This window comes from Collibacillus ludicampi, from assembly GCF_023705585.1.
In the GTDB taxonomy this organism is placed as follows: domain Bacteria; phylum Bacillota; class Bacilli; order Tumebacillales; family BOQE01; genus Collibacillus; species Collibacillus ludicampi.
In genome coordinates this window covers 314452-339046 of the sequence record NZ_BOQE01000001.1, presented here as the reverse complement: position 1 = coordinate 339046, position 24595 = coordinate 314452, and the positions used below count along the sequence as shown (strand labels likewise).

Sequence of the window (24595 nt, the reverse complement as noted above, 5' to 3'; positions counted from 1 at the left end):
TTGCTCCAGGGCGGCACTCTTGATACGGCCCTCCATGCCGCAAGCGGCGCCATCAGAGGATGAAAAGTTTCTTGTGAGGGAAGAAGTATAAGGCTATCTCAAGAAACGGAGTGGCTTTTGGGTGGGTTGTATCGCTTTGCGACGAAGAGGTGAGTTGAAGGTCGTTCCGCAACCTCTGTTAAGAATCCCGGCGGGACGACCTTCATCGAACCCAAGCGCAAAGCAATACACCCACCCAAGCACTCATTTTCAAGGTAGCCAATTTCAAATTGACAAAACTAACAGGCACCTTCTCGCTCGATTTTTTCGATTACGGTTTGCATAGCCATAAATGAATCGCTCATCACGGGCGAACCATAAATGATCAGTTTGTCAGAATGGCGTGGAGTACCTATCGCGTAATATTCACCTTTTACATTTTCAAATAATTCGATGATGAAGTCTCCCTTGTCACTGCTGTATTCGAATAATTCTTTTCGAACCAGTTGTGCCTCTTCAGGAAGCTCCAGGTTGTGCCATGTGCGCTCTGCCGGCACCGTAACCCCTCCCTTATACATATACAATTCTCTTTCCATTCTACACTTTTTGGGAAAATCAGTACAATCGACTGACTCCACTTCCCACAGATATTCGGATGAGCCTGAAAAAAATTTTTGACTTTTAAAATTGATTTATAGTGCTTTTGATGAGTTAGTTGTTGGAATCTTTACCGGCGCTTTCTTTTGTGAAACATAACTATGCATAACCATACCAATGATGACAAGAAACATGCCGATCCAAGACAAGAAAGCTGGAGCTGGACGAGCAAACAACACTAATTCTCCTAGTACAGTAAACAATACTTCCAAGGATTGGGTTGCTTCTACAGAAGCTAACTTTTGTATATTGTCTTTCACCATATCAGTAGCTCTGAAAAATAAAACAGTGGCAACTATACCCGAAGAAATGGCAACAATTAGAGACTGTGCGATCTGTCCTCGACTTGGAAGTCCATCTGTAAACAAACCAACTATAGAAATCAGTAACCAAAAAGGTATGCTCGCAAGCGTCATGCCTAAGACCCGTTGATAAGAATCTAAACGATCTTGACATAACTCCATCATTTTGCGATTCCCAAGTGGATATGCGAAAGATGCAACGATTACAGGTAATACACCAAAACACAAATCTTTTACAGAGAGATGTCTCGCTTGCTCTACTTGCATGAGAGCGATTCCCAAAAGGATAATGAATGACATGGAAAGTCCCTTCAACGGGATTGTTCCTTTCATTTTTATCACTCCATTTGGGGATTGAACGGATTCATAAAAAAATGGAGCCAGTAGAGAACCTGAGACAATGGTAATCTGCCAAGTTCCAGCGATTAACCATCCGGGACCATACGCAGATGCGAAACATAAAGGAGCATAGAATAACCCAAAACCTATCGAGCTCCACAAGAGCCATTTACCTGAATGATTTATCATTTCTTGCAAAAGTGGACGTAAATTCTTCCTGCTTATTACAATGAGTAAAAGAAAAGGGACCATAAAAACATAACGAAGCGAAGCGCTCCAAATCCAACTACCACCCGATAAAGACATCGCTCGATTCAAAATAAATGTAACTGCAAAAAAGAAAGATGCAGAAATACCCAATACAATCGGACGCAATCGTTTCACCTCAATCTGTCTAACTTGATAATAGTTCTCCATGACTCAACCAGTCCGGAAAGGCGCAAGGCGAACCACATGTACTCCTCATTTACACAAAGCCCTCGGAATCGCCTATTGGCTTTCCCGAGGACTCAAGAGTTTAACCCAAAGATATTTTGAACTTCGTCAACATTGGAGATCCGAACTCATGCGGAACCGCATGCTCGTTGGTGAGAGAGGGCGGGATTAGTCGCCCCTTCCTCCTCGATTATTCCGAATCAAGAGAGATCTTCGCAATTACACTATATCCGCCGTATCCGTAGTCGCCTTCAAGGGCATCACCGTTGAGACGGAGCTCCATTTCTCGTTTGTATACAACATCAAAGGCGGTAAACAGAGGGCGACCTTCTTGATCAGTACCTATATACTCTAATTCCTCCAAAAAATCACATCTTCCCCGAATGGCTTCTAACAATTTTTCGTGGTCGATGATTTTTCCCATTCTCATCACTCCAGATGATTGTTCTTATCTCATTATACACGCGATAGAAAAGGCCTTCTAGTCTTTGTTTCGGATTGAAACATCAGGAAAGGGCAGGCGATTGATTTCATCGAATAAGGGCATTTCCTCTGCACTTTTGCTACAATAAAATATAGTAAATGTTTCAGGATAGGGTAGGAGATCTTGATGAACCCTCTGATTGCACGGATCCAACAGAAGATTCGCGAAGCGGGAGGTCGCATCACGTTTGCATCGTTTATGGAAGAGGTCTTGTATCACCCGCTGTTCGGCTATTACAACCGTGACTCCATAACCATTGGCGAAGGGGGAGACTTTTATACGGCTCCCATGGTTCATCCGATCTTTGGTCAGTGTGTTGCGCGCCAGATTCTAGAGATCTGGGAGCAAATGGGGTGTCCAACGAAATTTACCGTCATTGAGATGGGAGCCGGGAATGGAACACTTGCTCGTGATATGTTGCAGGAATGGCGAAAAGATGAGTCGTTTAGCGAAGCGTTAACCTACATCATCGTTGAGCAAAGCCCTGTATTACAGAAACAGCAAAAGCAACAGCTTAAGGAAACGAAAGCATCGTTGGATTGGTATTGGAAGCTTTCCGAAATCCCTCAGTACGGAAAATTGACGGGGGTTATTGTGAGCAATGAGTTGTTCGACGCATTGCCTGTACATCGGCTTATGATGGAAAACGGAGAATTGGTAGAACGGTATGTTACATGGATGGAGGATGCATTTAAGGAAGTCAGTGGCCCTATATCGGATGAACGATTCGCGGAGATACTGGATATTCGTATGTTAGAACAACTCCTTGAAGGGGATCGATTGGATGTAAGTCTGCGGACGGGGGAAGTCTTGCGGGAGATGGCGAATCTCTTGTCTCGCGGCTGTATCATCACATTTGATTATGGGGATGAGCAACCGGACGTTTACTTGAAGTATGTAAGCAAGGGGGGAATTCGCTGTTATTTTCACCAAAAATTACAGTACAATCCCTTTGAAAAAATTGGGGAACAGGATATTACGGCAGATGTTGATTTTACATATTTGATGCGCACAGGGGAAGAAGTGGGCTTGCAAACAGCGGGCATCACGACACAGACCAACTTTTGGCAGGGCTCGGATTCCTAGAAAAAGCGGCGGAATTGGGGGAGCGGGCGTTGCGCGATTTCCAAGCAGATTTTGAATTGCAACGCATGCTATCTCTTTTTCTGCCGCAAGGGCTTGGAGATGCTGTCAAAGTACTGATCCAGTATAAGAATATGAAAAAACCGCTATTAAAAGGACTTACAGCGAAATGGTAGTATGAAAAGGAGAGAAGAAATAGCTGATGCTCTATGAATTTTCCGGTGCCTATGGGGGGCGCGTCACACTCACTTTTGAACGTGATCGCGCAAAAGATCCAAGCTATGTTTTGATATTCCCGTTTTTTAGGGGACAACTCTTGATGGCCAAACATATGAAAAGAGGTTGGGAGGTTCCAGGCGGGACGATGGAGCCCGGAGAAATGCCGATATGTACCGCGATTCGCGAGACGTATGAAGAAACCGGGGCCGAATTGGATGCGATCGAATGGATTGCCCAGTATACGGTACGGGAAAAAGGGAAGAAAGATCTGATCAAGTCTGTCTATATCGCCAGGGTGGCCCATCTGCAAATGCTCCCTTCCGGTTTTGAAACGACCGAAGTCCGACTGTTTAAAGAATGGCCCGCACCTGAAGACATCCGCAGCGATCAAACGTATTCGCCCATCATGAAAGATGACGTGTACCTCTATGTAATCAACCATATACGTCGGATCCAACATCCGTTTACTCATCTTTAGTAAAACGATTTGCGCATCTACACGTTCGATAGAGGAAAGGAATGATAGGATGGACACCCCTCTCGTGGTGGTACATTATGAGAAAATGATCAGGAATCTTGACAGAATGGCGGCGTTTGCGCGGGCGTACCGTGTTCGCCTGCGCCCGCATGGAAAGACGCACAAAATGCCGCAAATCGCGAAGATGCAGTTGGAGCGCGGAGCAGCCGGGATTACAGTAGCCAAGATCGGAGAAGCGGAAGTGATGGCTGCACACGGGTGTGATGATATTCTCATCGCCTATCCGCTCATCGGCAATGAAAAGGTTGAACGTTTGCTGGCTCTCGCGCGTACCGTTCGTGTCTCTACTTTGGTAGATTCTTTCGAGGGAGCAAAAGCGTTATCCGATGCTTTCTTACGTGAGAGAATGCGTCTCCCCGTCTATGTAAAAATCGATAGTGGCTTACACCGCTGCGGAGTACAGCCGGGGGAAGAAGCCGCACAATTGGTTCGTCACGTGGTATCTTTGCCGGGTCTTCAATTTCTGGGATTACTCACGCATGCAGGTCATGCGTACGCGGCAAAAGATGCGCGAGATTTGCAACGAATCGGTCAGGGAGAAGCCGATTGCCTCATAGAAACAGCTGAAATTTTGCGTAAAGAAGGAATTGCAGTACAAGAGATTTCAGTCGGTTCGACCCCAACCGTGCGTATCAGCGGTGCTGTCACGGGCGTAACAGAGATCCGTCCGGGAAATTATGTATTCCATGACATGACACAGGTCCGGCTTGGGGTAGCTACTGAAGAGGATTGCGCACTAAGAGTATGGGCTCGTGTTGTCAGTCGCCCGAACAAAAATGTACTGGTGTTGGATAGCGGTGCGAAAACATTGGCACTCGACCGCGGAGCGCATGGTGTGGAAGGGGTTAGCGGCTATGGAAGAATCGTCGGCTATCCGGATTGTGTGATCGAGCGTCTTTCGGAAGAGCATGCGGTTGTAAAAGTACCCGATGATTGTCCGCTTTCTATAGGAGACGTGGTTGAGATTATCCCGAATCACGCTTGTCCTGTGGTCAATCTTACGGATCAAGTGTATGTGATACGGGAGGGACAATCAGCAGAGGTCTGGCGGGTGGAAGCTAGAGGAAAAACGAGCTGACTGCTCAAAAAATGAACCCGTTTCCTGAAGGAAACGGGTTTTTGCCGTTTACGCAAATTCGGCCAAAGCTTTTTCGAATAAGTCACGATCCAGTGTGAGATCTTGATGAACAAGAGGAGTTTCTTTGTAACCAGGAATCAGATCTTCGTAAGCCGGTTTCTCTTCTTTATAAATGACGCCCGTGCACAAACCGTTTGTTTCTACGACTTTTGCCATCGCGCCTGCACGGTTGGTCGGATCATATCCTTCCACGTTGTCGAGGTTGACGATGTGTTCTTTATACCAGTCGTACGTATTCAACTTGTTGTATGTGACACAGGGTGAGAACACATTTAACAAAGAGAATCCTTTATGCTGAATGGCTTCTTTCACGAGACGCACGAGTTGGTTGATATCGCTCGAGAAGCCTTGTGCAAGGAACGTAATCCCGGCACCGAGAGCTACAGAAGCTGGTGTCAGAGAGTGTTCGATGTTACCTTCCGGTGTTGTTTTGTTCTTGAATCCGTGTGCCGAAGTTGGTGAAGTTTGCCCTTTCGTTAAACCGTAGATTTGGTTATCCATAACGATGTAGGTGATATCCATGTTACGGCGAACCGCATGCATGAAGTGGTTCAAACCGATACCAAAGCCGTCACCGTCACCGCCTGCAGCAATCACTGTCAAATCGCGATTGGCGAGCTTTACGCCCTGAGCGACAGGAAGTGCACGTCCGTGAATCGAGTGCATTCCATAAGAGTTGATATAACCGGAGATACGGCCGGAGCAACCGATACCGGAAATGACTGCAACCTCGTGGGGCTCTTTGCCGAGTTCCGCAAGTGCACGTTGAATGGCCGCTTGTACGGAGAAGTCACCACAACCCGGGCACCAGTTAGGACGAACATTGTTACGAAAATCTTTTACTGTAGCCATCTTTACACCAGCTCCTTGCAATGGTTGTACACTTCGAATGGGAGATACGGGTTACCGTCGTATTTGAGTAATGACTTGAATTCACCTTTCACTCCGAACATCTGCATGAGGTGTTTCAATTGGCCGGTCGCATTATTTTCGACAACGAGTACTTGTTTTGCGTGATTTACATAGTTTTGCAGTTCCTCGGTCGGGAACGGTGAGAGAACGCGAACGTGAGCATGAGCCACTCGTTTGCCTTCTGCCGTGAGCCTTTCGACCGCTTCATCAATGACGCCTATGGTTGAGCCGATACCGATGACGAGTAAATCCGCTTGTTCCGGACCCGTATAGCTGACGGCATTCGACAATTTGACACCTTTTAATTTACCCAAACGCTTATCCATCATTTTCGTACGGTTCGCTGCATCTTCACTCGGGCGTCCCACTTCGTTGTGTTCAACACCGGTGACGTGGTGAATACCGCCTTTTTGCCCCGGGAACACGCGAGGTGAAATTCCGTCTTCCGTAAACTTATAGCGTTTGAACAGTTCGCCTTGCGCAACTGCAGCAAGTTCTTCTTCTGTAGCCAGCTTACCGCGGTCAATTTTGATGCGATCATAGTCAAACGGCTCAACGCTCTGATCAGCCATTGAAAGCGCCAAGTCGGTCATAACGATCACAGGACATTGATATTGTTCCGCATAGTTAAACGCGTCAATCGTGAAATAGAAACATTCTTCAGCGGTTGCAGGAGCCAGTACGATTTTCGGAATTTCACCGTGTGTACCGAACAGTGCAGCCAGGAAGTCGGAATGCTCATGTTTGGTCGGCAAACCTGTGGAAGGACCGCCACGCTGTGTATCCATAATGACAACAGGCGTTTCTGTCATCCCCGCCAAGCCAATCGCTTCCATCATCAAAGAGAGTCCAGGACCGGATGTAGCCGTATGAGCGCGGACACCCGCGAAGTTGGCACCGATGGTCATTGTGATGGCAGCGATTTCATCTTCCGTTTGAATAACATGGCCACCGACTTTCGGGAACTTTTTAATGAGATATTCCATGACGTCTGAAGCCGGAGTGATCGGATATGCTGGCATGATACGGGAACCGGCAGCCAACGCCCCGAGCGCTAATGCATCGTTACCCATCATGAACAATCGTTTTTTTCCGTCACCTTTTTCAAGACGGAATTCCTCGATTGCGCCGCCTTCCTGTTGGATAAAATTGAAGCCTTTACGTACAGCTTCCATATTTTGCTCGACCACTTTCTGGCCTTTACGCGAGAAGCGATCAGAGATAATGCTTTCGAACAGTTCCGGGGTCAACCCCAAAATGCATGCAGAAGCACCGAGAGCAACCATGTTCTTCATAATGGATGAACCGGCTTCCTCGGCTAACTTTGTGAATGGAACACTATAGAAACGGATGTTCTTACCTTCCGGCACAACAGGGTTGAATTTGGAATCGGCGATGATAATGCCGCCCTCACGCAACTCATGCGCGTTGAAATCGATCGTTTCCTGATCGAAGGCGAGCAGCATGTCGAGCTGATCGGCACTTGCCAAACGTTGTTTTGTGCTGACACGAATTTTGTAGTTCGTATGACCGCCTTTGATACGGGAAGAAAAGTGACGATACCCGTAGATGTAATATCCTTGTCTGTTCAATGCAATCGCGAAGGTATTACCTGTTGAATCGATACCTTCACCTTGCTGACCCCCAACTTTCCAAGAAAGTTGATCCAACATCCTAGTCATCTCCTCTTGTCTACTGATACTGCTCAGGCTGTTACATGCCTTTTTACATAAAATGATACCCAGAATATATACTTCCATTATTGTCGCCGAATATCAATTAAAGCCGCGCGCAACAAATTAATGGAAGCCACATCTGGTGTAAAGACGAATTCAATGATGTCGTGGCGGCGGGTAGCGAACGCTTCGACTTCACGGCGTCTTCCCGGCGAAACGATGATGACGTCCAGATTGGCTACAAACTCACGCAGTCTGTCAGGATCGGACTCATGGCTCACTTTGATGTCCATTCCGTCGAGACCAGCCGTTTTCAAAGCCAGTAAAACTTTTGACGCGAAATTGTCGGAGCGGCAGACCAATCCGACTCGTTTGCCTGCAGGAATTCGCGCAATCCGAACGATCGTTTCCATTTGCGGATCCAGAGCGATTGCAAGCACATTCTTCCGCTGTCCCAACAGCTCTTTCACTTCTTCGTAATGAAAGAAAGTGGTGATCAAGAGATCAGCCGCTGTGAGAATAGGAAGAAACTGATCCATATTGTCGCGCAGATCATCCAGAACGATCGGAGTGATACTGATTCCTGAACCAAATTCCAACCGCTTAGCGAAATATTCCACTTGTTCGCGGTTGCATTCGATAAAACAAACCCTTACTTGATTCAGGAGTTCCATCTTTTGGCGTGCGCGCAGATTGGTAAGTTCGACAAACTCTTCAATGGAAAAACCAAGTTGAAGCCCTTCTTCCATCGCTACATCGATGATTTTCATGAGAAGGTCTTTCCGGTTTTCAATGCGCACAGCATCATCACGGTCGCAGACGAATGTGCCTCTGCCTTGCACAGACATGAGTACACCTTCGGCTTCCAATTCTTGATATGCTTGGCTCACTGTATTCCGGCTGACTTTAAGCTTCTCAGACAATTCCCGCTCAGTGGGGAGTTTATCTCCAGTTTTCCATCGACCGTTCTTGATCTCGGCAAGCACCGCTTCTTTCACTTGAATATACAAAGGAATGCCGTTCTTGCGTACGATCGGAAAGGGCATGCTACCCTCACCCCCTACAGAGACAGGTCCACAATGGATTGTGGAGATCCAAACTGGACTAATCCATTGATCAAAATCGTCAGTACCTATTATACTCGACTCATTAAAAAGGGAAAAGGTTAAAATTCGCGATTTGACAAAAAAGTTTTTCGCAACAAGGGGAACGGTTCTTCCAAAACATCTCCGAACCGGAATTCGGGCTTACCGTTATGATTAGGAACCTACGAAAAAGCGTATCGATACCCGTGTATCTACGGGCTTCGATACGCTGTTCACAAGAGATCGTTCATCTTTTAAAAAGGAGGAGGCCGGAATTGTTATTTATCTGATCGAGTTACTGACCGAGTCGGAAACAACCGGTGTATCTTTGGTATGGAACAATCGCTCCGGAGAGAACGGTGCGAGCGAGATGGAAGTCGCTCGGTTGAGTAGAAGTTCAGCCATGGACTGACCGGTGATTGCGGATAAAAGAATACCATTTCTCCAGTGGCCGGTTGCTGCATACAGCCCTTCATACTGAGGGAGTCTTCCGATATAGGGAAGACCGTCATGTGACGCCGGGCGAAACCCTGTAATGGTACCTGCAAAGAAACTCCGGGAGAGAGCAGGCATCAATCGGGTGGCCGATGTTGTCAAACGCTCGATATTTTGCAAAGTAGGACGTGAATCAAAACCGGCTTTTTCGGCGGTTGCCCCGATATAGGTTTGTCCGTTGGCTTTAGGTATGATGTAAGTCCCATGTGTGTAAATGGTGTACTCGGACACATGTGGTGTCGTGTCAACGAAAATCGATTGTCCTTTTTGCGGATACACGGGAATCTCAATCCCGAGATAGGAAGCGAGGAGACCGCTCCATGCGCCTGTAGCAATCACGACTTGATCCGCGTAATATTCGCCGTTTAACGTCTTGACACCGCAGATCCGTTCTCCTTCGCAAACAAAACCGATGACCTCCGTTTCCTCAACAAAAGTGGCTCCTAAAACGACGGCTGCCTCTATGAGAGCCCGTAAGTACCGGGGGCTGCGCACTTGATAATCATCCGGAAGGAAAAGGGCCCCGTATGTAGAAGATATGAAATCTCCGCATTCCTGGCGTAAATCTTTGTCTTCCAACCATATGGCTCGATATCCGGCTTTCGTTTGCCAAGGGATGCGTCCGAGAAGTTCATTGCGGTCTTCTTCAGATACAGCGATTCGCAACATGCCTGTACGGTTCAACTCGATATCCACTTTAGAGATCTCATAGAGTTCTTCTTGTATCTGTGAAAACAAGGAGCGGCTCTTTACCGCGAGGTCGAAAAGCGGCCCCGGCTCGCTCATCTCGACTTGTGCACCGAGCATACCGCCGGCTGCACAAGTTGCTTGTCCCGCTTTTCTTTTTTCGATGACGAGCGGTTTCACCCCTTCTTTCGCGAGAAAATAGGCGATCGCGCTACCGATCACGCCCCCGCCGATGATGATGACATCTGCTCTCGAATTCATGAGAAACATCTCCTCTCCCAATCTTTTTTCCGTCCAGAATATCTGTACGTGTACGACTCACTCATCTGTCGGTTCCTCTCACGGCATGGAAGGGTTCATGAACGGTGAAGGAAGTGCGTGCTTCGGGACGAACGGGCTTTCATCCATCCGCTGTCGCAGAATACGGGCCGCTTCAAACGGGTTATCCTGTGACATCACGGCTCCGATGACGGCGATGCCCGCAACCCCGGTAGCGAGCACCTGATCGATATTTTCATTTGTAATTCCACCGATGGCCAGAACAGGTATGGAGACCGCGTCGATCACTTGTTTCAGTGAGTCGATACCGCGCGGAGGGAGTCCCGGTTTTGAATTTGTCGGAAAAATGTGACCGTACGTGATATAACTTGCTCCCTGTTTTTCCGCTTCGATGGCTTCTTCTATGGAGTGAACCGAGCATCCGATCAACATCTCACTCCCTACGATCGACCGTACCGGACGAACGGGCAAACTCTTGGCCGCGAGATGAACCCCGTTGGCTTCGAGCGCTTGTGCGACATCGACTCGGTCATTGATCAGAAGTCCCGTCTGTTCTTCTTTGATCACAGGTTGAATCACTTTTCCGAGTGTATAGAGGTCGAGGGCGGGAGCAGACTTGTAACGAAGCTGAATATAATCGGCCCCTCCCTTGGCTGCTGCGGATACAATAGGAATCAGTTCATTGGCTTGTTTAAGACCATCTGTGATTATATGTAATTGAAAACGGTTTTTACCTTTCATATGAATACCTGCCTTTTATAAAAATAAAAACCACCGTCTATCCCAAGAATAGTTAAAAATAGGGAAAAACGGCGGTCACCAGTCATTGACCTACGATTCATGTTCAGTCTACCATCATAAACAGAGATGGTCAACGAGAAGAACGAAATTGTTACAAAAGGGATGCATATTTCTTAAACGATTACCAAAAAGGAGAGTATGTACATGTTCATCACTGCAGCACATAAAGAGGAAATCAAGAAGATCTTCACGGTCATGGAGCGTTATGCGGAGAATTTAAAACGTTTGACAAACGAAGGGCGAGAACGCTTTCTGACCGATCCACTGTTGCAATTAGCGGCAGAACGCTCGTTGCATATCGCTATGGAGTGCGTTACGGATGTCGGAAATCTGCTGATTGATACGTTGATCATGAGAGATCCCAGTTCATATGAAGATATTGTGCAAATTTTGGCAGAAGAGGAAGTCATCGCGAAAGATTTTGCCTCCCACTTCCTCGAAGCTGTCCGTTACCGTCGTATCCTTGTACACGAGTATCAAAAGATCGTGCCTGATGAGCTCTACGAAATGGTGAGAAAACACAGCGGTGATTTTGATCAATACCGGGATTCCGTCTATACATATGTTGGCATATCTTAAAAGGCAAAAGGGAGAGGTTGTCTCTCCCTGTGTCAGTCTTCTAATATAAAGACGGGAACATCTTGTTTGACGCCGAACTCGAGCGCTTGTTTGACGGCACCGCCATCTCCCACATAAACATCGATATGATGTCCTTTTATGGCACCGCCCGTATCTTCCGCGTAACGGATTCCAAGTCCTTCGATATAAACCTTACTGCCGATCGAGATCACTTCGGGATCAACTGCGATCGTTCTTCCGATCGTTGCCACACGTCCTGAGGACGTGATACCATATCCGGGATCCCCTGGCCTTTTGCCGGTTGATTCATACCCGGATGTATACGCAGTCAGTTTACAATTGAGGACGTGGCGAACGCGAAATCGTTCGCCTGATGCTGTGATGATCACTTTCCCTTGTTCAGCCATCACAGGTTTCGCTTCATCGTGCAAACGCGGAATGACCAGATGGCTTCCGATTTTCAATTGATCGGGGCGAACATTCGGATTGAGGGAGAGCAAGCGTTCCACCGTTGTGTGATAGCGATTGGCGATATCCCATAGGGTATCATCCGGTGAAACGGAATATTGGATGAAGTCTGCCCCCGCGGTGTTCGTTTGTCCGGGAGCAGACCGAGTTTCCGGAGTCGCCGCTCCGGCAGGGAGAGTGAAAGCCGAAAGGGTCCAAAGCCCGATCGATACAACCATCCCCCATCGTCGACTTCCCATAAGAACTTTCACCTCTGCTAGTAAATATAGACAGAACTATTTTGAGCGGAAGTTTTTCTCGTTATTCATGTAATCTTGAAACGTATATCCGTACATCTGGCATACTCCATAAAAATGGCAGGTAAGGGAAGTGATCGGGTATGGAAAATGAGCAGGAGATTCGCCAAGCGTCGACTTTGATCTTAATGCGTGACAGACAAGAAGGAGGGCCTTGCGAGGTATTCGTTACGAAGCGCCCCGAGACGATGACGTTTTTGCCCGGGTACTATGTGTATCCGGGAGGTGCTTTGGAACCACAAGACTTTGGTAAGTCAATCGCTTCTCGTTGCACGAAAGCATGCACGATAGAGGATCAATTCTTGGCTCATAGGGTCGCGGCGATTCGCGAATGTTACGAAGAAATCGGGGTTCTTTTGGCGCGCGATTCCCATGGGGAATGGGTCGAAGACATGATGTACGAAGATGTACGCAACAGGATCATTCAAGGGGCGGAATCGTTCCATGAATGGGTGATTCGAAATGGATGGACATTGGAAGTTGACGTTCTCCTTTATGTAGGTTGTCGTGTCACTCCTAAAAATCCGACCAATCGCCGCTTTGAAACGCGTTTTTTTATGGCTCGCATACCGCGCAGCAAGGTGCCGAAGGTGAACGAGCGCGAGGTGATAGAGGGGATGTGGTTGACACCGCAAGAAGCCTTGCAGGCGTATGCACAAGGTCTCATGAAGATGGCACCGCCAACACTCGACAGCTTGCGCTACCTTTCCCGGTTCAGGACTGTCGATGAGGCGTTGAAGTACACGCGAAAGAATATTCCGCTATGGAACTGACATGCGAGAAAGCCCACATAACCGTCCGTGATAACGGTTTGCGGGCTTTCAATCATGTCGTTCAAAAGCTTATTTTCCTTCTGAGACAACGGTTCCGGTTTTCTCAACGCTTTGTGGAACCCAATTCCCATTCTCGTTCGTTAATTGTACTTTCCAAACGCTTGTTCCGTCTGCTACGAAATACGTATGATTTTTATCTACGGAAACAAGATGTATAGGTTCGTTCGTGGACGGCTGTACGGCACTTAATGCAACATTGATTTCATCGTTGTTAAAACGAAAGGCTCCGTACATCGTGCTGACCAAAGCCAACGCGGCAACGACGGACAACAGGAAGATCTCAAACTTATTGATTCTCGCGATTACGGCTGACAAAACCATCCGCCCCTTTCCTATAGATTACCGTTATTTGTTAATTAGAAGTGCTGTCACAGGTATTGTACAAATCGGAAAGCTATGTTGTCAACGAAGAAGAAAGGGCATATTTTGGCGTTCGATCGGCACTTGCGATTTGGACGCGCCTTTCGTTTAGCAATTTCATTATGTGCCCTTCTATCGTCCGTTCTGCCGCCCAGCGCACGCTTGGGTGAATCTGGTCTCTGTAGATCAGATCGACCAATTGGGAAACGGACAGGGGAGAGGATTGTAACAGCTTCAGAATTTGTGACTCCCGCTCCAGCCGTCTTGTGATCAAAAAGTCGATGCAGGCGTCCGGATCGTGAATCATGTGACCATGTCCGGGTGCCAAGCGTTCAGCGTGGAACGATTTGAGACGCTGTAAACTTTGAAGATAATGAGTCAGATCGCCGTCTGGCGGACCGATCCACACACTTCCTTCTCCGGCTGCATTATCGCCTACGAATAGGATCTTTTCTTCTTCCATCCATAAGCTGATATGTCCTTTCGTATGTCCCGGAGTATGAAGTACGAAGATGGGCACCCCACCAATCTCAATCCTGTCTCCTTCTGTCAGTGCTTTCTCCACCTTGTAAGGGGAGATCTCCCGGTGGATGTTTTCAACCTCTTGCGCGTGAGCCCATATTGGACATTGAAAGTGGTCGGATAACGCTTTGGCACCAGGACTGTGATCGCGGTGGTAATGCGTGAGGATGATCGCTTTGACTTGCGGCTGGCCCATTGATTCTATATAGCTGATAATCTCTTTTGTTGAATCCTCTTGTTCATAACCCGCGTCGATAATAATCGCTTCCCCGTGATGCGTGATTACATAGACATTGGTGGTTGTCGCAGGTAAGAGAGTGGGGCTGCTGACGGTCAATCGATGAACATAACGACTCTCTTGCATGAAAGAGCCCCCTTCCGATCGATCAGATATACATATTATAACAAAATGAGATGTCTCATAACAGGCGGGAGTGGCTCTTGGTTGACTGATGCTTTTCTGCGAGGTGTAAATAAGGGCAAAAACCCACCCTCTCTTCATGACAAAGTACTTATCATGATCTTTGTGTTCATAGGTTGACACAGCCATTTCCGGTTTATGAACATTTGTTAAAATCCTGTATTATAATCAAGGGACGGGAGGTGTCAGCCATGAGCGGTCAACAAGACCATTGGTTACAGGCGATTGAGGGATTTCTGATCGACTTGGATGGAACGATGTATCGAGGAAAAGAACCGCTTCCTTACGCGAAAGAGTTTGTCGAATGGTTGGAGCGAAATCACAAACGTTATTTGTTCGTGACCAACAATTCTTCCAAACGTCCCGAACAGGTTGCCGAGACGTTGATAAGTATGGGCATACCTGCAACCCCGGATCATGTATTAACATCCAGCCAAGCGACCGCCATGTTTATTCAAGAACATTGCGATCATTCACCGACTGTCCACATGATTGGTGAAGAAGGGCTGAGGACGGCGCTCGAAGAGATCGGTTGCCGTCTTGTCGAAGAAGAGGGCGAGTATGTTGTCGTCGGCATCGATCGCCAATTTACATATGAAAAAATGAAGCGCGCATGTGACGCGATCCAAAAAGGTGCGGTCTTTATCGGGACAAACCCGGACAAGCGGTTGCCGACAGAAACCGGTTTAGCCCCTGGTGCGGGTTCTTTGGCGAGGGCTGTAAGTATCGCGGCTGGAAAAGACCCGATATGGATCGGCAAACCGGAGGCGCGCATGATCGAATACGGGATGAAAAAAATCGGCACGGTGAAGGAGAACACTGTTGTGATCGGTGATAACCTGGAAACGGATATTCTAGCCGGAGTCCATGCGGGTATTCGTTCGATCCTCGTACTGACAGGATACTCAAAACGGGAAGATATTTGCGACGCGGAGGGAAAACCTTCTTTCGTTGTGAATGATCTCGCTGAACTCGTTCGTTGCTGCGAGAACGCTTGAAGAACGTATTCACAGCCATGTTTCCCGGTGTTATTGCACAACCTCGTGAGTGAACGCCGCCCTTAAAGGGGCGGTATTTTTCATGCGCTATGATTGATGCTTTGTATTGTGAAAAAATATTTTTCGACAGTATAATGCGTTTTCCCGTCATAAAGGGATTTTTATATGGCAAGCAGAGCCAACACTTGCTTGTCCGAATAGACGACGATTAGCTTGATACTGCCAGCCCTTTGCTCCTTCTTTCACTTGATTTTTATAGGAAAATCAATCCTTGACCTTCCTAGATCTAGTGTTATAATTTCGAAGTACACATAATAAGCGCTATATATAGTGTTGTGGATGTACGTACATATTCAATCTTTCGTATTGTCCGAACAATAGAAACAGGAGGGATGTGTCGTGCGCTGTCCCTTTTGTCAACATCCCCATTCGCGTGTGATCGAGTCGCGTGCGAGTGAAGACCATACAACGATTCGGCGCAGACGCGAGTGTGAAGCCTGCATGAAAAGGTTTACCACATACGAAAAAGTGGAGATGGCTCCACTGATGGTGATCAAGAAAGACAAACGGCGGGATGAATTTTCGCGCGAAAAGCTGTTGCGCGGTGTATTAAAAGCGTGTGAGAAACGACCGATCCCGCTTGAACAAATCGAATCGCTCGTCGATCAGGTTGAGCGGGAACTGCGAGCAGAATATGATAAGGAAATTTCTTCGGAAAGAATTGGAGAAAAAGTGATGGAGAAATTGCGTGTGTTGGATGGTGTCGCCTATGTGCGGTTCGCCAGCGTCTATCGTCAGTTTAGAGACGTTGAGACATTTGCAAACGAGATCCTTGGGCTGTTGAATAAAAACTAGGAGGTAAATCATATGACACAAAGCATACAAACGAGTATGCTCCCATTTACGGAGGAAGATTATCTCTCAACGACGGGTGAGAGAATCGTAGCAGATCGCTATCTGTTAAAAGATACGCAAAAAGAAACTTTACAAGTGGGCAGTCTGGTCGTTGCCGTGATCGATAAGAAACGCGCGTATCACGAACTGGCAAGGGTTGTGGCATTACAACCGGAAGAACGGCTGGCGACGGTGGAACTGCGTGATGGGTTCCAAATCGAACTCTCATATGACCATATCGATGTCCTAAAAGAAACGTCACCCAGACAGATGTGGAAACGGATCGCGAAAGGCGCTGCAGCGGTGACGAAAGATCCGGAGCGTTGGGAAACGCTTTTCTATGAGTTGCAAAGCAAATGGCGCTACGTTCCTGGAGGACGCATCAACGCTTCTCTCGGAACGGGCATTCAGACGACGAGTTATAACTGCTTCGTCATTCCCAACGTTGGACCGACACCTCGTGATTACGCGACTTCGTTCGGGCAGACTTTGGAGATCCAAGCGCGCTCGGGCGGTGTTGGAATGAATTTGTCGGAAGTCCCACCACAAGGAACGATAACTCCCGTCACTGACAAATCCCGCAAAACGGAGCTGCATCTGGTGTTGGATGTTTGGCATGCCGACATCTTGGATTTTCTGGCGGAAACGTATGAAAACAGCACCAAAGTGGTACGTGTCAATGCGGAATTTTTGCGTGCCGTAGAGGAAGGTGCCGATTGGACGTTCGTTTTCCCGGACACGACGACGGAGGGGTATGACGAAAAATGGAACGGGAATATTCAACAGTGGATCGAAGAGGGTCTACCTGTTACGTACGGGGAAACGATCTCCGCAGAAACGCTTTATGAGAAGATTCTTGAATCGGACGTGATGGTCGTACAAGACTTGGTCGGCGTTACGCTGATCCCGGGGGATCGCCGCGGTACGATCGCGAGTACGCTCGGAGATATGTGGGAGAAGATGTTGGAAGGAAAGAAAGTCTCTATCGTATTGTCCTCGTTGCGTCCGCGATACAGTTATGTTCGCGGTGTCAATGGACGCAGCTCCGGCGCTTATTCGTGGGGAATCCTCTATGACAAAGGGAACCTGGTATTCGGTCAAGGGTTTGGTCCCGTTGGTGTCGGCGAAATCATGTCGGTAGGATGTCAACTGACATTGCAAGGTGGATCCCGCCGCGGTGCATTGATGCTGATATTGAATGATAAGCACGCCGATCTGCGCAAATTTATCACCTGTAAACAAGTCGACGGTGTGATCACGGGGGCGAATATTTCGGTCGGTATCTCCGAAGAATTTATGCGTGCGAAAGAGCGAGGGGAAGATTGGGAACTCGGTTATCCGCCGCTTGAAGAGATGTACGACTTCGACGGGGACTTCCATGCATGGGAAGCTTCCGGACGCGAGTTGGTCACATACGAGAAGCTTTCGGCAACGGAGCTGTGGGATGAGATCATGGTTTCGGCATGGAAGTCTGCCGAACCGGGAGTGGTCTTTCTTGGACGCTACAATGCGATGTCCAACTCTCACTATTTCAATCCGATTATTGCGACGAACCCATGTGGTGAGCAAGGACTGCCGGCTTACGGCATCTGCAATCTGGGGGCGGTCGTTCTCTCCAAATTTGCCGTCGGTTTCGAGGATTGTGGTGAGCAAGTTTCATTCGCAGATCCGGAAAAGGAAGCGTATATTCGTGAGCAACTGAGAAAACATTTCAATGACGAGAAGACAGAGTTTCTGCTCCATCATATTAAATGGGAGGAATTGGAGCGGATTACCCGCATCGGCTTGCGTTTTCAAGATGCTGTCATCGATGCGACCTTCTATCCTTTCGAAGAAAACCGGCAAAATCAACTGTCGGAGCGCCGCGTCGGTCTCGGGATCATGGGCTTGCATGATTTGCTGCTGTATTGCGGGATTCGTTACGGAAGTGAAGAATCGACAAAGCTGATCGATGTGCTGATGGGATTGATGGCCGAATGGTGTTATCTCGAATCGGTAGAATTGGCGAAGGAAAATGGTCCATTCCCAAAATTTGACGCTGATCTCTTCCTGCAATCCGGCTATATGAAACACATGGCTCAGGAAAAGCCGCATGTGGTGGAAGCGATCAGGAAGTATGGAGTACGAAACGTGACAACGATGACGATCGCTCCGACGGGAACGACCGGAACGATGATCGGGTGTTCCACGGGTTGCGAGCCATACTATGCATGGTCGTATTTTCGCAATTCACGTTTAGGTATGTTTGAAGAAAATGCAAAAATTGTAGATGACTATATCCGCACACACGAGGGTGTCACACGCGACACGTTGCCGCCTTATTTCGTGACGGCGATGGATCTGACACCGGAAGAGCATGTGCGTGTCCAAGCGGCTTTACAAAAATGGATCGACAGTTCGATTTCCAAGACATGTAATGCGCCAAACTCCTATACGGTAGAAGATACCAAGCGTTTGTACGATCTCGCTTATGAGCTTGGCTGCAAAGGTGTAACGATTTACCGCGACGGCTCCCGTTCGGAACAAGTGCTTTCTTTGAAAGAGAAAATAGAAAAGGAGCCCGAAGAACAAACGGAAGCGCAACAGGCAGATACTCAGGAGATGAAATCGGGAACAACATGCGGCTGTTCCGTTTACAAGAAGAAGAAGCGTCCGGACGTGTTATACGGTGCGACGTACAAAAAGGAAACTCCTCTTGGCACCGCCTATATCACCATCAATGATGATCCGGATGATCATCTGGCGCGTGAAATTTTTGTCAACATAGGGAAAGCCGGTTCGGATGTTTACGCAGCGAACGAAGCGCTTGGCCGGGCGATTACCCTCTACCTGATGGACTCACAGAATCCAAATAAAGAAGCGGTGCTCGTACAACACTTCTCAGGAATCGGAGGGGCGAACTCCGTAGGTTTCGGGGATCGGCGCATCACTTCTGTCCCAGACGCAATCGCCAAATCCCTGATCGAACACTCGGAGACATTCCCGTTGCGTTTCATGTCATCGAAGGAATTGGCAAGTTGTACGGAGGAATCCCTTCAAGAACGGCCCAGTCTGCGGGAGTTCAACGTAGGCAAGGATCTATGCCCGCGTTGTCATCAGCACACATTGATCCGCCAGGGCGGATGCAACGAATGTGAGGCATGCGGGTATAGCAAGTGTTAGTGGTATGATTGTAGATAAGCACAGGAGGTTTCCTGTAAGTTCATAAATAGCCGGATTGCTTCAGAATCTGCGGAAAATATATTCATATAAAGTTAGATGGAATTGGACTCAACCGATGTAGTCTTATTGATGACTTTCATTCAGTTAGTGGTTGAGTCCTTTTCTTTTTATTATCCTGATGGTGGAACGAAGAAGATGAAAATCACGAGAATAAATTCATTCATTCTGATAGTAGAGATCCCGTAGTAGAGATTCGATGGAATTGGGCGTTGTCCCACTCAAGGATACAAGCAAAAATATATTGACGGTTATTCGATAGGAATGATATGGTATATTCAATCGTTGAAAATTGATTGATTTATTTTTTAAATGAAAAAGGAGGGAAAATTCATGAGCGAGCGTAAACTGGGTTTTGAAACTCTTTCTCTACATGCCGGACAAACACCGGATCCTGCCACTGGTTCTCGGGCAGTTCCCATTTATCAAACAACCTCCTACGTATTCCGTGACACGGAACATGCGGCCAATCTGTTTGCTTTGAAAGAAGCGGGGAATATTTATACACGGATCATGAATCCGACTACCGATGTGTTTGAACAACGCGTGGCCGCTCTCGAAGGAGGCGTAGGTGCACTGGCACTCGCTTCAGGATCAGCAGCGATTACGTACGCCGTTCTGAACATTGCTGGTCCGGGGGATGAAATCGTTTCTTCCACCAACCTGTATGGCGGAACCTATAATCTGTTTGCTGTCACTCTGAAAAAATTCGGGATCACAGTTAAGTTTGTGGATCCGTCCAACTTAGAAGAAGTGAAACAGGCGATCACCGACAAAACAAAAGCGATATTCGCAGAAACGATCGGAAATCCGAAGATGGATGTGGCGGATATTACCGCTTTGGCAGACATTGCCCATACGTCGGGTGTGCCATTGATCATCGATAATACATTTGCCTCACCTTACCTCTGCCGTCCGATCGAACACGGAGCGGATATTATTGTACATTCGGCCACGAAGTTTATCGGCGGACATGGAACGGCCATCGGCGGGGTAATTGTCGACGGAGGAAAATTCCCTTGGGATAATGGACGCTTCCCAGGATTGGTGGAACCGGATGAAAGTTACCACGGGGTAAGTTATGTGCGAGATATCGGCCCTGCCGCATATATCGTTAAAGCACGTGTGCAATTGCTCCGCGATATGGGAGCTGCCATTTCACCGTTCAATTCATTTTTGCTTCTGCAAGGACTAGAAACGCTCTCTCTGCGCATGGAGCGCCATTCAGACAATGCCCTTGCGGTTGCCGAATTCCTGGAGTCCCATGAAAATGTGCAGTGGGTGAATTATCCCGGACTGAAATCAAGCCCTTATCATGCACTCGCAGAAAAATATCTGCCTAAAGGAAAGGGCGGAATTCTCACGTTTGGCATTAAAGGCGGTGTGGAAGCAGGCAGAAAGTTTGTTGATTCCCTGGAACTGTTTTCTCTGCTGGCAAACGTAGGGGATGCGAAATCACTCGTGATTCACCCGGCAAGTACAACGCATCAACAGCTTTCTGAAGAAGATCAGCTCAAAGCGGGCGTTTCCCCGGAACTGATTCGTCTCTCCGTCGGAATTGAAACGGTCGACGACATCATTGCTGACTTGCAACAGGCGTTGGCCAAAAGTCAGGCATAATGCGTACATTCACTGTGAAGAGTCGCTTTGATTATACGTGTATGATCGATCTTTCGGGAATGATGGGAGAAGATTGCAAGAAGGCTCGTCGTCAAATAGGCGGCGAGCTTATTTGTTAATATCGCCTCGCAGAGACTTCCTCACCCCTGAATGAAGGTACAGAAGCATTTTAAATGAAATCGGATTAGAAAAAATACTCTGTAATAGAAAAATAATCTGCAATATATGAAAATATTATGATAAAATGATTTACGTCTAGGTCTTAGGAATCATTTTCAAGAAAAGTGTTCGGGAGTGGAGGTGAGTATCGGTCTATATATTTGAATCTTCACAATTATGATTAATTTAAAAAAGTTCAAAGGGGGAGGATCATGAAAACGAATCTTCACACTGGCGTAAACGCTTCCATCCCTGATTCAGAGAACATCCGTCCGGCGTCAACGGGTGAATGGGAGCGAATCGTTCACTCTTCAGCATTTCAGGAACTCATTCGGAAAAAACGAGCTTTCATTATTCCTGCAATGATCTTCTTTATGGTATTCTATTTCGTTCTTCCGATTCTAACCGCTTTTACGACTGTACTGAACAAAAAGGCGATTGGCGCGATCAATTGGGCGTATTTGTACGCGTTTGCGCAGTTCATAATGACGTGGGGACTCAGTCATCTCTATATGAAAAAGGCGAATCAGTTTGATGAACTCTCCGAGAGGGTGAAGCGGGAAGCCGCGCAAAAGGGGGAGAAAGTTCAATGAATACGACCGCATTTATTTTCTTTGTCGGAATTATCGTACTCACACTCTTGATCACCTATTGGGCGGCACGACGGAATCATTCAACCAGCGAATTTTATGTGGCGGGGGGCAGTATCACCGGTTGGCAAAACGGATTGGCCATTCCAGGGGATTACATGTCTGCCGCATCGTTTCTTGGAATCGCGGGGCCATTGCGCTGAACGGTTTTTCCGGATTCTTCTATTCGATCGGCTATTTGGTAGCTTATCTGGTGGTTCTCCTGATCGTTGCCGAACCGTTGCGCAATCTTGGGAAGTATACGATGGCGGATATGATTGCAGCTCGCTTTAATGCCAAGGCGATCCGTTCCGTTGCCGCGTTAAATACACTGGCGATCAGCACGTTTTACATGATCGCGCAGTTAGTCGGTGCTGGTGCTATCATCAAGTTATTGTTGGGACTGGACTATTCTACATCGATTATCATCATCGGTATCTTGATGACGATCTATGTTGTCGCAGGCGGGATGTTGGCTACCACTTGGGTTCAGATCGTCAAGGCTGTTTTGCTCATGGGAGGTACCATTGCCCTTTCCCTGATGGTTCTCGCTCACTTCCACTTTAATGTAGTCGAAATGTTTAATCAGGTTGCTCTTAAGATTGGAGACAAAGCGGTCACACCGCCCCCGCCGACGACGATTCAAGCAGGTTTGGATGTCATTTCCCTGAATCTTGCGTTGGTACTTGGAACAGCGGGATTGCCTCACATTCTGATTCGCTTCCTCTCGGTTCCCAATGCGCAAACGGCTCGCAAATCGATCATTATTGCTACATGGATCATCGGGATATTCTATTTGATGACTCCGATTCTGGGGTATGGTGCCGCATATTTCCTTGGGCAAGACACGATCAAAAAGGCGAATGCGGCAGGCAATCTTGCCGCACCTCAATTGGCAGAATATTTGGGGGGGAATATTTTTCTTGCTTTCATATCCGCGGTTGCTTTTGCGACGATTCTCGCCGTTGTTGCCGGACTCGTGATATCCGCGGCTAGCGCCTTCGCACACGACTTCTATTCGAATGTACTGCGTCAAGGAAAAGCGAGTGAAAGCGAACAGATGAAAGCGGCACGTTGGGCATCCGTCGGTATCTCTATTTTCTCGATCATTCTTGCTCTGGGAGCGAAAAACTTTAATGTTTCGTATTTAGTCGCTTTGGCGTTCTGTGTGGCTGCCAGTGCCAACCTTCCGGTGATCGTGTTGACCATTTTTTGGAGAACATTTAATACGACCGGTGCAGTAACTGGTATGCTTGTAGGACTGTTGGGCTCAGTCGGATTGATCTTGATCAGTCCCAATGTGATGCCTGCCCATGCGATCTTCCCGCTGAAGAGCCCTGCTATCGTGTCTGTTCCACTTGGTTTTCTTGCTTGTTACTTGGGGACAGTTTTGAGCGCAGCAGCAAGAAAGGAAGATGAAGAGAAGTTTACGGAAATATTCGTTCAAGCGAATACAGGAATCAAGAGAATCGGTTAGGCGCATCGATCGTTTTTTCGATGTAAGTCGAATACGAAGGTGATGACAATCCATACGTTTTGCGTATGGATTTTTTTTGCATTTTGAACCCCATCGTATGAAACCCTATTATATTGGAAAACTTCTCAGGGGATATTGTTGCATATATATTGGAATAGATTAAATTTTCGAACACGGAGGTGGCATCATGCGGTTCAAAGATAAAGTGGTGCTCATTACTGGAGGGGCTAATGGGATTGGCAAAGAGACGGCGCTTCTTTTCTCAAAAAACGGTGCGAAAGTGATGATCGCCGATTTTGATGAAACAAGCGGCATCTCTACACGAGAAGAATTGCGAAACCAAGGGGCAGAGGCGGAATTTGTCAAAGCGGATGTGAGTCAACTCCATGATGTACAGAAGATGGTGGATGTGACACGGGAACGGTTTACACAGATCGATGTTTTAATCAATAACGCAGGGATTACGCGCGACGGTTTTCTTGTCAAAATGGAAGCAGAACAGTGGGAGAGAGTGATTGCGATTAATTTAAGCGGCGTTTTCTATTGTACGCATGTGGTGGCAAAAGAGATGATCGATCGGGGAAGTGGTGTGATTCTGAATGCCGCATCTGTTGTTGGGCTGTATGGGAACGTTGGGCAAACAAACTATGCAGCCGCCAAGGCCGGTGTGATCGGCATGACGAAAACCTGGGCTAAGGAACTTGGGCCCAAAGGAATCCGGGTGAATGCGGTTGCCCCGGGATTCATTGTAACAGGAATGACAGACAAAGTGCCGGAGAAGATACTCGAATTGATGAAAGAACGAACCCCCTTACGGCGCCTGGGCCAGCCTTCTGATATCGCTAACGCCTATCTGTTCCTTGCCTCCGATGAAGCGAGCTTCATCAACGGAGCCGTATTAAGCGTGGACGGGGGACTGGTATTCTAGGGAAGACCGCAAGAGGGGTAAATAGGAATATAGGTTTGAACAGAGGAACAGGAACGATGTCTGTTCCTCCTGCTTTTTAATGG

At 47.5% G+C, this 24595-nt stretch carries 23 protein-coding genes and 1 pseudogene; 13 read left to right on the top strand and 11 right to left on the bottom strand.

What is annotated here, in order from left to right; genetic code table 11:
• Positions 1-278 precede the first annotated feature (278 nt).
• The 3 genes from DNHGIG_RS01775 to DNHGIG_RS01765 all read right to left on the bottom strand — a co-directional run bounded on the left by DNHGIG_RS01775 (position 279) and on the right by DNHGIG_RS01765 (position 2136).
• Positions 279-536 (bottom strand): hypothetical protein, encoded by a 258-nt coding sequence (locus tag DNHGIG_RS01775; RefSeq protein ID WP_282198064.1) that lies wholly within the window; start codon positions 534-536, stop codon positions 279-281.
• 135 nt (positions 537-671) lie between these two features.
• On the bottom strand, positions 672-1694 hold the full coding sequence (locus DNHGIG_RS01770; RefSeq protein WP_282198063.1) for a DMT family transporter: 1023 nt from the start codon (positions 1692-1694) through the stop codon (positions 672-674).
• A 208-nt stretch (positions 1695-1902) separates the two neighbouring features.
• Positions 1903-2136, bottom strand: a complete 234-nt coding sequence (locus DNHGIG_RS01765) for a hypothetical protein (RefSeq protein ID WP_282198062.1) — start codon at positions 2134-2136, stop codon at positions 1903-1905.
• Positions 2137-2322: 186 nt separating this feature from the next.
• Between DNHGIG_RS01765 and DNHGIG_RS01760 the strand changes: the two genes are divergently transcribed.
• The 4 genes from DNHGIG_RS01760 (at position 2323) to DNHGIG_RS01745 (ending at position 5114) form a co-directional block, all read left to right on the top strand.
• Positions 2323-3282, top strand: coding sequence for a class I SAM-dependent methyltransferase (locus tag DNHGIG_RS01760; RefSeq protein ID WP_282198061.1), 960 nt, complete (start codon positions 2323-2325; stop codon positions 3280-3282).
• 29 nt (positions 3283-3311) lie between these two features.
• Positions 3312-3455 (top strand): hypothetical protein, encoded by a 144-nt coding sequence (locus DNHGIG_RS01755; protein WP_282198060.1) that lies wholly within the window; start codon positions 3312-3314, stop codon positions 3453-3455.
• 26 nt (positions 3456-3481) lie between these two features.
• Positions 3482-3976, top strand: coding sequence for an NUDIX domain-containing protein (locus DNHGIG_RS01750; protein ID WP_282198059.1), 495 nt, complete (start codon positions 3482-3484; stop codon positions 3974-3976).
• Between the two features lie 64 nt (positions 3977-4040).
• Positions 4041-5114, top strand: a complete 1074-nt coding sequence (locus DNHGIG_RS01745) for an alanine racemase (protein ID WP_282198058.1) — start codon at positions 4041-4043, stop codon at positions 5112-5114.
• Between the two features lie 48 nt (positions 5115-5162).
• Here DNHGIG_RS01745 and DNHGIG_RS01740 read toward each other — a convergent pair whose 3' ends face one another.
• The 5 genes from DNHGIG_RS01740 to thiE form a co-directional block, all read right to left on the bottom strand.
• A complete protein-coding gene (locus tag DNHGIG_RS01740) occupies positions 5163-6026 on the bottom strand; it encodes a 2-oxoacid:ferredoxin oxidoreductase subunit beta (protein WP_282198057.1) in 864 nt (287 codons plus the stop codon).
• A 2-nt stretch (positions 6027-6028) separates the two neighbouring features.
• The gene (locus DNHGIG_RS01735) at positions 6029-7759 is read right to left on the bottom strand and encodes a 2-oxoacid:acceptor oxidoreductase subunit alpha (protein ID WP_282198056.1); all 1731 of its coding nucleotides are present in this window, start codon (positions 7757-7759) and stop codon (positions 6029-6031) included.
• Between the two features lie 86 nt (positions 7760-7845).
• Entirely contained in the window at positions 7846-8808 is a 963-nt protein-coding gene (locus DNHGIG_RS01730; RefSeq protein ID WP_282198055.1) for a GntR family transcriptional regulator, read from the bottom strand.
• Between the two features lie 321 nt (positions 8809-9129).
• Positions 9130-10290: a glycine oxidase ThiO gene (gene thiO / locus DNHGIG_RS01725; protein WP_282198054.1), complete on the bottom strand. Its 1161-nt coding sequence runs from the start codon at positions 10288-10290 to the stop codon at positions 9130-9132.
• A 78-nt stretch (positions 10291-10368) separates the two neighbouring features.
• On the bottom strand, positions 10369-11049 hold the full coding sequence (thiE, locus tag DNHGIG_RS01720; RefSeq protein WP_282198053.1) for a thiamine phosphate synthase: 681 nt from the start codon (positions 11047-11049) through the stop codon (positions 10369-10371).
• Between the two features lie 204 nt (positions 11050-11253).
• Here thiE and hepT point away from each other — a divergent pair, with 204 nt between their 5' ends.
• A complete protein-coding gene (gene hepT, locus DNHGIG_RS01715) occupies positions 11254-11688 on the top strand; it encodes a type VII toxin-antitoxin system HepT family RNase toxin (RefSeq protein ID WP_282198052.1) in 435 nt (144 codons plus the stop codon).
• 32 nt (positions 11689-11720) lie between these two features.
• On the opposite strand, the gene DNHGIG_RS01710 is transcribed toward hepT, so the two are convergent.
• Positions 11721-12395: a 3D domain-containing protein gene (locus DNHGIG_RS01710; RefSeq protein WP_282198051.1), complete on the bottom strand. Its 675-nt coding sequence runs from the start codon at positions 12393-12395 to the stop codon at positions 11721-11723.
• A gap of 140 nt (positions 12396-12535) precedes the next feature.
• Between DNHGIG_RS01710 and DNHGIG_RS01705 the strand changes: the two genes are divergently transcribed.
• A complete protein-coding gene (locus tag DNHGIG_RS01705; RefSeq protein WP_282198050.1) occupies positions 12536-13225 on the top strand; it encodes an NUDIX hydrolase in 690 nt (229 codons plus the stop codon).
• A 69-nt stretch (positions 13226-13294) separates the two neighbouring features.
• Here the strand turns inward: DNHGIG_RS01705 and DNHGIG_RS01700 are convergent, their stop codons facing one another.
• Positions 13295-13600: a hypothetical protein gene (locus DNHGIG_RS01700; protein ID WP_282198049.1), complete on the bottom strand. Its 306-nt coding sequence runs from the start codon at positions 13598-13600 to the stop codon at positions 13295-13297.
• Between the two features lie 79 nt (positions 13601-13679).
• Complete coding sequence (locus DNHGIG_RS01695) at positions 13680-14531, bottom strand: MBL fold metallo-hydrolase (RefSeq protein WP_282198048.1); 852 nt, start codon at positions 14529-14531, stop codon at positions 13680-13682.
• 248 nt (positions 14532-14779) lie between these two features.
• On the opposite strand from DNHGIG_RS01695, the gene nucF reads away from it, so the two are divergent.
• The 7 genes and pseudogenes from nucF to fabG all read left to right on the top strand — a co-directional run bounded on the left by nucF (position 14780) and on the right by fabG (position 24512).
• Complete coding sequence (gene nucF / locus DNHGIG_RS01690) at positions 14780-15586, top strand: 5' nucleotidase NucF (protein WP_282198047.1); 807 nt, start codon at positions 14780-14782, stop codon at positions 15584-15586.
• Positions 15587-15985: 399 nt separating this feature from the next.
• The gene (gene nrdR / locus DNHGIG_RS01685; RefSeq protein WP_282198046.1) at positions 15986-16441 is read left to right on the top strand and encodes a transcriptional regulator NrdR; all 456 of its coding nucleotides are present in this window, start codon (positions 15986-15988) and stop codon (positions 16439-16441) included.
• 12 nt (positions 16442-16453) lie between these two features.
• Positions 16454-19642: an adenosylcobalamin-dependent ribonucleoside-diphosphate reductase gene (locus DNHGIG_RS01680; RefSeq protein ID WP_282198045.1), complete on the top strand. Its 3189-nt coding sequence runs from the start codon at positions 16454-16456 to the stop codon at positions 19640-19642.
• Between the two features lie 390 nt (positions 19643-20032).
• Complete coding sequence (locus DNHGIG_RS01675) at positions 20033-21319, top strand: homocysteine synthase (RefSeq protein ID WP_282198044.1); 1287 nt, start codon at positions 20033-20035, stop codon at positions 21317-21319.
• A 371-nt stretch (positions 21320-21690) separates the two neighbouring features.
• Positions 21691-22071 carry a DUF485 domain-containing protein gene (locus DNHGIG_RS01670; RefSeq protein WP_282198043.1) on the top strand — a complete coding sequence of 127 codons (381 nt, stop codon included), beginning with the start codon at positions 21691-21693 and terminating at the stop codon, positions 22069-22071.
• Positions 22068-23584 (top strand): annotated as a pseudogene (locus DNHGIG_RS01665) (solute symporter family protein). Before DNHGIG_RS01670 ends, DNHGIG_RS01665 begins: the two are co-directional and overlap by 4 nt.
• Positions 23585-23771: 187 nt before the next feature.
• A complete protein-coding gene (fabG, locus tag DNHGIG_RS01660; protein WP_282198042.1) occupies positions 23772-24512 on the top strand; it encodes a 3-oxoacyl-[acyl-carrier-protein] reductase in 741 nt (246 codons plus the stop codon).
• Positions 24513-24595 lie beyond the last annotated feature (83 nt).